This window comes from Burkholderia sp. Ac-20349, from assembly GCF_017104865.1.
In the GTDB taxonomy this organism is placed as follows: Bacteria; Pseudomonadota; Gammaproteobacteria; order Burkholderiales; family Burkholderiaceae; genus Burkholderia; species Burkholderia aenigmatica.
In genome coordinates this window covers 17,263-27,577 of sequence record NZ_JAAGPM010000107.1, presented here as the reverse complement: position 1 = coordinate 27,577, position 10,315 = coordinate 17,263, and the positions used below count along the sequence as shown (strand labels likewise).

Below are 10,315 nucleotides of genomic sequence, written 5' to 3'. Positions count from 1 at the left end.
ATCCGCCGCATCCCAGCCCGACGCCCGCCTCGAAGCGCTCACCGCGTGGCTGCACCCGCTCGCCGAGCGCTACGCACTCGACCTGTCGACCCTCGCGCCCGCCTCGTCGGACGCCAGTTTCCGCCGCAAGACCGGTCGAATGGGCCGGCGCGGGCGGTATAATCAACGTTTTTCCCGGTTGGCAGGCTTTTTTCAGGTAACCCGGAATTTTCCAGGCTACCCGGGCATGCTGCGGGTTACCCGGAAAATTCCCGGAAACCGTGAACAGGTCCGGCAACAGCGAACCTGCCAGTCCGCCGGGCCAGCACGACTTTCGATCCACATCCGCGCGCGAGCCGTCGCGCCGCTTAAAGCCTAGTCCGAACCACACCATGCACGAGAGATACGTACCCGCCGACGTCGAAGCCGCCGCCCAGGGCGACTGGCGCGCAGCCGATGCCTACAAGACGCAGGAAGATTCGCAGAAGCCGAAGTTCTACTGCGTGTCGATGCTGCCGTACCCGTCCGGCAAGCTGCACATGGGTCACGTGCGGAACTACACGATCAACGACGTGATGTACCGCTATCTGCGGATGAACGGCTACAACACGCTGATGCCGATGGGTTGGGACGCGTTCGGGATGCCGGCCGAGAACGCCGCGATGGCGAACGGCGTGCCGCCCGCGAAGTGGACTTACGACAACATCGACTACATGAAGGGCCAGATGCAGTCGATGGGTCTCGCGATCGACTGGTCGCGCGAAATCGCGACGTGCAAGCCCGACTACTACAAGTGGAACCAGTGGCTGTTCCTGAAGATGCTCGAGAAGGGCATCGCGTACAAGAAGACGGGCACCGTGAACTGGGATCCGGTCGACCAGACCGTGCTCGCGAACGAGCAGGTGATCGACGGCCGCGGCTGGCGCTCGGGCGCGCTCGTCGAGAAGCGCGAGATCCCGATGTACTACCTGCGCATCACGCAGTACGCGGATGAGCTGCTGAACGACCTCGACGGCCTCGGCTGGCCCGAGCGCGTGAAGATCATGCAGCAGAACTGGATCGGCAAGAGCTTCGGCGTGAACTTCGGCTTCCCGTACGAACTCGACGGCGAGAAGAAGCTGCTGCGCGTGTTCACGACGCGCGCCGACACGATCATGGGCGTCACGTTCTGCGCGATCGCGGCCGAGCATCCGCTCGCCACGCGCCTCGCCCAGGACAAGCCCGAGCTGCTCGCGTTCATCGACGAATGCAAGCGCGGCGGTGTCGCCGAGGCCGACGTCGCGACGATGGAGAAGAAGGGCGTCGCGACGGGCTTCTCGGTCACGCACCCGCTGACCGGCGAGCCGGTCGAGGTGTGGATCGGCAACTACGTGCTGATGAGCTATGGCGAAGGCGCGGTGATGGGCGTGCCGGGCCACGACGAGCGCGATTTCGCGTTCGCGAAGAAATACGACCTGCCGATCAAGCAGGTGATCTCGGCCGAAGGCCAGCAGTACTCGCTCGACGCATGGCAGGAGTGGTACGGCGACAAGGAAATCGCGGTCTGCGTGAACAGCGGCAAGTATGACGGCCTGCACTACGCGGAAGCCGTCGACGCGGTCGCGGCCGACCTGAACGCCGGCGGCTTCGGCGACAAGCAGGTCACGTGGCGCCTGCGCGACTGGGGCGTGTCGCGCCAGCGTTATTGGGGCACGCCGATCCCGATCATCCACTGCCCGTCGTGCGGCGACGTGCCGGTGCCGGAGCAGGACCTGCCCGTCGTGCTGCCGGAAGACCTCGTGCCGGACGGCTCGGGCAACCCGCTCGCGAAGTCGGAAGCGTTCCTGAACTGCGCGTGCCCGAAGTGCGGCGCGGCCGCGAAGCGCGAAACCGACACGATGGACACGTTCGTCGATTCGTCGTGGTACTTCTCGCGCTACACGGCGCCGGACGCCGAGACGATGGTCGACGCGCGCACCGATTACTGGATGCCGATGGATCAGTACATCGGCGGTATCGAGCACGCGATCCTGCACCTGCTGTATTCGCGCTTCTGGACCAAGGTGATGCGCGACCTCGGCCTCGTGAAGTTCGGCGAGCCGGCGAAGAACCTGCTCACGCAGGGGATGGTGCTGAACGAGACGTACTACCGCGAGGACGCATCGGGCAAGAAGACCTGGTACAACCCGCTCGACGTGACGGTCACGCACGACGACAAGGGTCGCCCGGTCGGCGCGACGCTGAACGCGGACGGCCAGCCGGTCGTGCTCGGCGGCATCGAGAAGATGTCGAAGTCGAAGAACAACGGCGTCGATCCGCAGCTGCTGATCGACCAGTACGGCGCCGATACCGCGCGCCTGTTCACGATGTTCGCCGCGCCGCCCGAGCAGCAGCTCGAGTGGTCGGGTGCGGGCGTCGAGGGCGCGAGCCGCTTCCTGCGCCGCGTGTGGAGCTTCGGCGCAACGAACCGCGAAGCGCTCGCCGCGCGCGCGGGCTTCGATGCGGCCGCGCTCGGCGAAGCCGACAAGGCGCTGCGCCGCGAGATCTACAGCGTGCTGAAGCAGGCCGATTTCGACTACCAGCGTCTGCAATACAACACGGTCGTGTCGGCCGCGATGAAGATGCTGAACGCGATCGACGGCGCGAAGGGCGCGACGCCCGGCGTGCTGCGTGAAACGTACGGCGTGCTGCTGCGCGTGCTGTACCCGGTCGTGCCGCACGTCACGTTCGAGCTGTGGAAGGCGCTGGGCTATGCGGACGAATTCGGCCCGCTGCTCGACGCACCGTGGCCGAAGGTCGACGAGGCCGCGCTCGAGCAGGCCGAGATCGAACTCGTGTTGCAGGTGAACGGCAAGGTGCGCGGCGCGCTGAAGGTGGCGAAGGACGCGAGCCGCGAGGCGATCGAAGCCGCGGCGGTGGCCGACGACGCGTTCGCGAAGTTCAGCGACGGCAAGCCGGCGAAGAAGATCGTCGTCGTGCCGGGCCGCCTCGTGAACATCGTCGTCTGACGGCCGCTGGCCATCGGACGTACCCAGAAGGAGCGAAGGTGATCCGCAGATCGTTTTTGATGCTCGCCGTCGGCAGCGCGGTTGCGCTGTCGGCATGCGGCTTCCAGTTGCGCGGCCAGCAGGACTACGCGTTCAAGCGCCTGCTGATCGCCGGCGCGCCGCCGCCCGTCGAGGCGCGCCTCGTGCGTCTCGTCGAGGCTGGCAGCGACACGAAGATCGTCCAGTCGGCGGGCGACGCCGATGCCGTGCTGACCATGTGGGAATCGCGTAGCCTGAATACGCTGACGCTCAACAAGTACGGTTCGGCACAGGAATACGCGCTCTTTTATACGTTGCGCTACCAACTGACGAGCAAGGACGGCACGGTGCTGATTCCGATGAGTGCGATCGCGCTGAACCGCGCGATGACGTACAGCGATCAGTACACGAACGCGAAGGCGCAGGAATCGGAACTCCTGTACGGCGACATGCAGAACGACGCGGTCGACCAGCTGATGCGACGTCTCGCGATCGTCCACTCGCTGACGCCGGCGCCGGAAGACGTGGTGCCGGGCGTCGCGCCGCGCGCGCCGCTGCCGCCGCCGCCGCTCTGATCGACGGCGTACGCACCGATGCAACTGCGACTTGATGCGCTGGAGCCGCACCTCGCGAAGGGGTTGGCCGGGCTCTATACCGTCTACGGCGACGAGCCGCTGCTCGCGCAGGAAGCGTGCGACCGCATTCGTGCGGCCGCGCGCGCGACCGGCTTCACCGAGCGTTCGGTGCATACGGTCGAGCGCGGTTTCGACTGGAGCGTGCTGCTCGGCGCTACCCAGGCGATGTCGCTGTTCGGCGAGCGCCAACTGATCGAGCTGCGCATTCCGTCGGGCAAGCCCGGCAAGGAAGGCGCCGATGCGCTGAAGACGCTCGCGGCCACGCCGAATCCCGACGCGCTGATGCTCGTCACGTTGCCGCGCCTCGACGCGGCCACGCAGAAATCCGCGTGGTTTACCGCGCTGCAGAACGGCGGTGTCGCGCTGAAGATCGATCCGGTCGACCGCGCGCAGCTGCCGAACTGGATCGGCCAGCGTCTCGCCATGCAGGGCCAGCGCGCCGCGCCCGGCGAGGACGGGCGGCGCGCGCTGCAGTTCATCGCGGAGCGCGTCGAGGGCAACCTGCTTGCCGCCCACCAGGAAATCCAGAAGCTCGGGCTGCTGTATCCGCAGGGCGCGCTGTCGTTCGAGCAGGTGCACGACGCGGTGCTGAACGTCGCGCGTTACGACGTCTTCAAGCTGAACGAAGCAATGCTCGCCGGCGACGCCGCGCGGCTCGCGCGGATGATCGACGGGCTGAAGGGCGAGGGCGAGGCGATCGTGCTCGTGATGTGGGCCGTCGTCGAGGAGTTGCGCACGCTGCTGCGGATCAAGCGCGGCACGACGGCCGGCAAGCCGCTCGCGACGCTGCTGCGCGAGAACCGCGTGTGGGGGCCGCGTGAGCGGCTGATCGGCCCCGCGCTGAACCGCGTGTCAGAAGCCGTGCTCGAGAAGGCGCTCGCGTTTGCCGCGAAGCTCGACCGGCAGGTCAAGGGGCTCACGGCCGTCGCGCCGGGTCGCCGCACGCAGGACGAACCGCCGCCCGATCCGTGGGACGGGCTGTTCCAGCTCGCGATGACGGTGGCCGGTGCCCGCGGCGAGCGACCGCCGACCGCGGGCCACGTGCGACGCTAAGTCCCGTTCGGGCCTTCAGCGCGCGCTGCGCAACCCGCTTACAATGTTTTGATCGCTGACGCGGCTCTCCGGCCGCCGCCGCTCACGCTTCCCCACGAATTCATGCCGCCCTGCGCGGCGCGCTTCTCGAGTCACACGATGGATATCGATCAGTACATGACCGACCTGGGCCGTCGCGCCCGGCACGCTTCCCGCGCGATGGCGCGCGCCAGCACGGCCGCGAAGAACGCGGCGCTCGACGCCGTGGCGCGCGCAATCGAACGCGACGCGCAGGCGCTGAAGGATGCGAATGCGCGCGACGTCGAACGTGCCCGTGAAAAGGGGCTCGATGCGGCGTTCGTTGATCGCCTGACGCTGTCGGACAAGGCGCTGAAGACGATGGTCGAAGGCTTGCGCCAGGTGGCGTCGCTGGCCGATCCGATCGGCGAGATCAGCAACCTCAAGTACCGCCCGAGCGGCATCCAGGTCGGCCAGATGCGTGTGCCGCTCGGCGTGATCGGCATCATCTACGAATCGCGCCCGAACGTGACGATCGACGCGGCTGCGCTGTGCCTGAAGTCGGGCAACGCGACGATCCTGCGCGGCGGCTCCGAAGCGCTCGAATCGAACGCGGCGCTCGCGAAGCTGATCGGCGAAGGGCTCGAAGCAGCCGGCTTGCCGCAGGATGCGGTGCAGGTCGTCGCGACGGCCGATCGCGCGGCGGTCGGCAAGCTGATCACGATGACCGAATACGTCGACGTGATCGTGCCGCGCGGCGGCAAGAGCCTGATCGAGCGCCTGATCAACGAGGCGCGCGTGCCGATGATCAAGCATCTCGACGGCATCTGCCACGTGTACGTCGACGATCGCGCCGATCTCGCCAAGGCGCTGACCGTCTGCGATAACGCGAAGACGCACCGCTACGGCACCTGCAACACGATGGAGACGCTGCTCGTGTCGAGCGGCGTCGCGGCGAAGCTGCTGCCGCCGCTCGGCAAGCTGTATCGCGACAAGCAGGTCGAACTGCGCGTCGATGCGGCCGCGCGCACGGTGCTCGCCGATGCGGGCGTCGGCGCGCTCGTCGACGCGACCGAGGAAGACTGGCATACCGAGTATCTCGCGCCGGTGCTCGCGATCAAGGTCGTCGACGGCCTCGATGCCGCGATCGAGCACATCAACCATTACGGCTCGCACCACACGGATGCGATCGTCACCGAGGATCACGACCGCGCGATGCGGTTCCTGCGCGAGGTCGATTCGGCGAGCGTGATGGTCAACGCGTCGACCCGTTTCGCCGACGGCTTCGAATTCGGCCTCGGCGCGGAAATCGGCATCTCGAACGACAAGCTGCACGCACGCGGCCCCGTCGGCCTGGAAGGGCTGACGTCGCTGAAGTACGTCGTGCTCGGGCACGGCGAAGGCCGCCAGTAACCAGCGAGGCGCACAACCGATGGCAATGCTCTGGGTCAAGACGTTCCATATCGTTCTGATCGCCGCGTGGTTTGCGGGGCTGTTCTACCTGCCGCGCATCTACGTGAACCTGGCCATGGAAACCGATCCGGCCGCGGTGCGGCGCCTGCTGCTGATGGCACGCAAGCTGTTCCGCTTCATGACGATGATCGCGGTGCCGGCGCTGGCCTGCGGGTTGTGGCTCTGGCTGTCGATCGGCATCGGGCAGGGGCAGGGCTGGATCCACGCGAAAGTGACGGTCGTGCTGCTGCTGATCGTCTATCACGCGTATTGCGGGCATCTGCTGAAGGTGTTCGAGCGCGGCGAGAACCGCCGCACCGACAAGTGGTATCGCGTGTTCAACGAGCTGCCGGTGCTCGGCATGCTCGCGGCGGTCGCGCTGGTCGTGATCAAGCCGTTCTGAGCGGCATGGCCGGCGAGGTTGCCGGCGCCGCCCGATGCGCAACGGCGCCCTGCGGGGCGCCGTTGGTCGTTTACGCGCGGTAGGCGTGGCGCGCGCTCAATCCTTCGCGCCGTCGTCGATCCGGCGGCGCGTGATCGCCTCCTTCGCACGGCCGACCCGTTCCATCAGCGCGGGGCCGCGCGACAGCGCGACGCCGACCGCGAGGATGTCGCCGATCGCGAGATGCGACATCCGCGACGTCATCGGCGAGAACACGTCCGTTTCCTCCGCCACGTTCGACGCGAGACTCACCGTCGCGAGCTTCGCGAGCGGCGAATGGCTCTGCGTGATCGCGACGACTTTCGCGCCGCACGCGAGCGCGGAGCGCGCGGCGTCGACGATGTCGCGCGTGCGGCCGGTGTTCGAGATCGCGACGACGACGTCGTGCGGCCCGAGCAGCGCCGACGACATCGAGAACGTGTGCGGATCCGAATACGCGACGCTCGGCACGCCGAGCCGGAAGAACTTGTGCTGGATGTCCTGCGCGGCGATGCCCGAGCCGCCCGCGCCGTAGAACTCGATCCGCGATGCGTTCGACAGCAGCGCGATCGCATCGGCGACGCTGCCCGCGGACAGGCTGTTGCGCACTTCGATCAGTGCGCCGATCGTTCGGTCGAACACCTTGCCGATGATGCCGGGCGCCGGTTCGTCGGGCTCGACGTCGCGATAGACCGACGACACGCCCGGCGCGACGCTTTGCGCGAGCCGGATCTTGAATTCGCGAAAGCCGCTGCAGCCGAGCGCCTGGCAGAAGCGCGCGATCGTCGGCTGGCTGACGCCCGCGCGCGTCGACAGCTCGGTCATCGCGAGGTCGAGCACCTCGCGCGGCGCGGCGAGGATGTAGTCGGCGAGCTTGCGCTCGGACGGGCGCAACTCGGCGCGGATCGCTTCAATGCGGGGCAGCATGGGACGGCAGGCAGAAATCGGGTTCGGATGAGCGAGTGTATCGCAATCGAATTGTAGAAAATCTACAAGAAAATGCTAGCTCCAATCGGGTGCTTTTGCTGAGACGGGTTAGGGTTTTCACTAGGTATCGCCTTGCTGGTAGCGGGAATAAGGGTTGCGGGGCGACGAATCTGCATTGCGTGCATGTAGTTTTTCTACTAGACTGACTTCGTTCTGTCGACGTGTTCGACCGTCCCCACGATTCCAACGCCGGTGTCGGCCGGCATACAGGAGCGCCCAGCATGACGTCGCTGCACCCCACCCTGGCGAAGGTCACCGAACGCGTGATCGCCCGCAGCCAATCGACCCGTTCCGCCTATCTGCAGCGCATCGACGGCGCGCAGGGCAAGTTCCCGGCGCGTGGCGCGCTGTCGTGCGCGAACCTCGCGCACGGCTTCGCGGGCCTCGAGGGTAACGACAAGTTCGCGATCAAGGCGATCCGCGAGCCGAACATCGGCATCGTGTCCTCGTACAACGAGATGCTGTCCGCGCACGCGCCGTACAAGGATTTCCCCGACATCATCAAGGCGGCCGCGCGCGAGAACGGCGGTGTCGCGCAGTTCGCGGGCGGCGTGCCGGCGATGTGCGACGGCGTCACGCAGGGCAATCCGGGGATGGAGCTGTCGCTGTTCTCGCGCGAGGCGATCGCGATGGGCACGGCCATCGCGCTCACGCACAACATGTTCGACGCGGCGCTGTGCCTCGGCATCTGCGACAAGATCGTGCCGGGCCTGCTGATCGGCGCGCTGCAGTTCGGCCACCTGCCGACGATCTTCGTGCCGGCCGGCCCGATGACGAGCGGCCTGTCGAACGACGACAAGGCGAAGATCCGCCAGCAGTTCGCAACCGGCCAGGTCGGCCGCGACGCGCTGCTCGAAGCCGAATCGGCCGCCTATCACGGCCACGGCACCTGCACGTTCTACGGCACCGCGAACAGCAACCAGATGCTGATGGAGCTGATGGGGCTGCACCTGCCGGGCTCGGCATTCGTCCACCCGCACACGCCGCTGCGCACCGCGCTCACGGCCGAGGCCGCGCGCCGCGTGCTCGACCTGACCGTCGAGCGCGGCCAGTACACGCCGATCGGCCATGTGATCGACGAGAAGGCGATCGTCAACGGGATCGTCGCGCTGCTCGCGACCGGCGGCTCGACCAACCACACGCTTCACCTCGTCGCGATCGCACGCGCGGCCGGCATCCTGATCGACTGGAACGATTTCGACGAACTGTCGGCCGTTGTGCCGCTGCTCGCGAAGATCTACCCGAACGGCAAGGCCGACGTGAACCACTTCCACGCGGCCGGCGGCATCGCGTTCCTGGTGCGCAACCTGCTCGAAGGCGGGCTGCTGCACGAGGACGTGACGACCGTCGCCGGCAAGGGGCTGTCGCACTACACGAAGGAGCCGAAGCTGATCGACGGCAAGCTCACGTGGGTCGACGGCGCGGCCGAGAGCCACGACACGAAGGTGCTGCGCGGCATCCGCGAGCCGTTCCAGCCGGACGGTGGCCTGCGCCTGATGCAGGGCCGGCTCGGCCGCGGCGTGATCAAGATTTCGGCGGTCGCGCCCGAGCACCGCAAGGTGACCGCGCCCGCGATCGTGTTCGATTCGCAGGAAGCCGTGCAGGAAGCGTTCGATCGCGGCGAGCTGAAGCGCGATTTCGTCGCGGTGGTGCGCTTCCAGGGCGCGCGTGCGAACGGGATGCCCGAGCTGCACCGTTTGACGCCGCTGCTCGGCGTGCTGCAGGATCAGGGCTTCCACGTCGCGCTGGTCACCGACGGCCGCATGTCGGGCGCGTCGGGCAAGGTGCCGGCCGTGATCCACGTGTCGCCGGAAGCGCTGCTCGCTGGCCCGCTGGGCAAGGTGAAGACGGGCGACACGCTCGTGATCGACGCGGAAGCCGGCGTGCTCGACATCGAGATCGATGCCGCCGAGTGGCAGGCGCGCCCGGTTGCGCAGCCGCTGCACCAGGCCGAGAACGAGGTCGGATTCGGGCGTGAACTGTTCGGCGTGTTCCGCGCGGCCGCCGCGCCGGCAGAGCAGGGCGCATCGGTTTTCGGTACGCTGGTCGGCGAAACGGCCGCCCACGTCGCCGCATGAATTTCAAGGAGCCAATTCAATGAAGACGATTGCTGAAATCGTAAAGCTGGGCCCGGTCATCCCGGTGCTCGCATTCGACTCGGTCGAGCAGGGCGAACACGTGTCGCGCGCGTTGCACGCGGGCGGCGTGAAGGTGCTCGAGATCACGCTGCGCACGCCGGCCGGCCTGGAGGCGATCCAGCGCGCGAGCCAGCTCGCGGACGACATCGTCGTCGGTGTCGGCACGATCACGAAGCCCGAGCATTGCGCGCAGGCGAAGCGCGCGGGTGCGAAGTTCGGCGTGTCGCCGGGGCTGACCAAGGAACTGCACCTCGCGTCGCTCGACGCGGGCCTGCCGCTGCTGCCGGGCGTGATGACGCCGAGCGACATCATCCAGGCGCTCGAATTCGGCTACGAGATCGTGAAGTTCTTCCCCGCGCAGCAAGCCGGCGGCGTGCCGATGCTGCAGGCGTTCCACGGCCCGTTCCCGGCGCTGAAGTTCTGCCCGACCGGCGGCATCACGGTCGACACCGCGCCGAATTTCCTGAAACTGCCGAACGTCGTGTGCGTCGGCGGTTCGTGGCTCACGCCGAAAGCCGCGCTCGCCGCGCAGGACTGGGCCGAAGTCACGCGCCTCGCGCAAGCCGCGAGCCAGCTCCCCCGTTAAGAATTGTACGAAATGACGGTTTAACCCTCGGATGACGAGCGCTTAGTGCTTGTTTTACCGAG

General features: G+C 67.3%; 8 protein-coding genes and 1 pseudogene. 8 read left to right on the top strand and 1 reads right to left on the bottom strand.

Annotation, left to right across the window (positions count from 1 at the left end):
* The 6 genes and pseudogenes from G3N61_RS39730 to G3N61_RS27995 form a co-directional block, all read left to right on the top strand.
* A pseudogene (locus G3N61_RS39730) lies at positions 1 to 127 on the top strand (aminoglycoside phosphotransferase); the annotation flags it as partial.
* Between the two features lie 244 nt (positions 128 to 371).
* A complete protein-coding gene (gene leuS, locus G3N61_RS28015; RefSeq protein WP_205824094.1) occupies positions 372 to 2,966 on the top strand; it encodes a leucine--tRNA ligase in 2,595 nt (864 codons plus the stop codon).
* A gap of 38 nt (positions 2,967 to 3,004) precedes the next feature.
* The gene (lptE, locus tag G3N61_RS28010; protein WP_089449893.1) at positions 3,005 to 3,559 is read left to right on the top strand and encodes an LPS assembly lipoprotein LptE; all 555 of its coding nucleotides are present in this window, start codon (positions 3,005 to 3,007) and stop codon (positions 3,557 to 3,559) included.
* An 18-nt stretch (positions 3,560 to 3,577) separates the two neighbouring features.
* Positions 3,578 to 4,672, top strand: a complete 1,095-nt coding sequence (gene holA, locus G3N61_RS28005) for a DNA polymerase III subunit delta (RefSeq protein WP_205824093.1) — start codon at positions 3,578 to 3,580, stop codon at positions 4,670 to 4,672.
* Positions 4,673 to 4,810: 138 nt separating this feature from the next.
* Positions 4,811 to 6,082 carry a glutamate-5-semialdehyde dehydrogenase gene (locus G3N61_RS28000; RefSeq protein ID WP_089449895.1) on the top strand — a complete coding sequence of 424 codons (1,272 nt, stop codon included), beginning with the start codon at positions 4,811 to 4,813 and terminating at the stop codon, positions 6,080 to 6,082.
* A 19-nt stretch (positions 6,083 to 6,101) separates the two neighbouring features.
* Positions 6,102 to 6,524: a CopD family protein gene (locus G3N61_RS27995; protein WP_089449897.1), complete on the top strand. Its 423-nt coding sequence runs from the start codon at positions 6,102 to 6,104 to the stop codon at positions 6,522 to 6,524.
* Positions 6,525 to 6,620: 96 nt separating this feature from the next.
* On the opposite strand, the gene G3N61_RS27990 is transcribed toward G3N61_RS27995, so the two are convergent.
* Positions 6,621 to 7,469 carry a MurR/RpiR family transcriptional regulator gene (locus G3N61_RS27990; RefSeq protein ID WP_011350936.1) on the bottom strand — a complete coding sequence of 283 codons (849 nt, stop codon included), beginning with the start codon at positions 7,467 to 7,469 and terminating at the stop codon, positions 6,621 to 6,623.
* Positions 7,470 to 7,750: 281 nt separating this feature from the next.
* Between G3N61_RS27990 and edd the strand changes: the two genes are divergently transcribed.
* Both edd and eda read left to right on the top strand, forming a co-directional pair.
* A complete protein-coding gene (edd, locus tag G3N61_RS27985) occupies positions 7,751 to 9,607 on the top strand; it encodes a phosphogluconate dehydratase (RefSeq protein ID WP_205824092.1) in 1,857 nt (618 codons plus the stop codon).
* 19 nt (positions 9,608 to 9,626) lie between these two features.
* Positions 9,627 to 10,253 (top strand): bifunctional 4-hydroxy-2-oxoglutarate aldolase/2-dehydro-3-deoxy-phosphogluconate aldolase, encoded by a 627-nt coding sequence (eda, locus tag G3N61_RS27980; RefSeq protein ID WP_043191255.1) that lies wholly within the window; start codon positions 9,627 to 9,629, stop codon positions 10,251 to 10,253.
* The last annotated feature ends 62 nt before the right edge of the window (positions 10,254 to 10,315 follow it).

What these genes read in the sequence shown, in the direction of transcription:
- G3N61_RS27990 (WP_011350936.1), bottom strand. Translation starts at nt 7,469, where the DNA reads ATGCTGCCCCGCATTGAAGCGATCCGCGCCGAGTTGCGCCCGTCCGAG.
- G3N61_RS28000 (WP_089449895.1), top strand. Translation starts at nt 4,811, where the DNA reads ATGGATATCGATCAGTACATGACCGACCTGGGCCGTCGCGCCCGGCAC.
- G3N61_RS27995 (WP_089449897.1), top strand. Translation starts at nt 6,102, where the DNA reads ATGGCAATGCTCTGGGTCAAGACGTTCCATATCGTTCTGATCGCCGCG.
- holA (WP_205824093.1), top strand. Translation starts at nt 3,578, where the DNA reads ATGCAACTGCGACTTGATGCGCTGGAGCCGCACCTCGCGAAGGGGTTG.
- eda (WP_043191255.1), top strand. Translation starts at nt 9,627, where the DNA reads ATGAAGACGATTGCTGAAATCGTAAAGCTGGGCCCGGTCATCCCGGTG.
- edd (WP_205824092.1), top strand. Translation starts at nt 7,751, where the DNA reads ATGACGTCGCTGCACCCCACCCTGGCGAAGGTCACCGAACGCGTGATC.
- leuS (WP_205824094.1), top strand. Translation starts at nt 372, where the DNA reads ATGCACGAGAGATACGTACCCGCCGACGTCGAAGCCGCCGCCCAGGGC.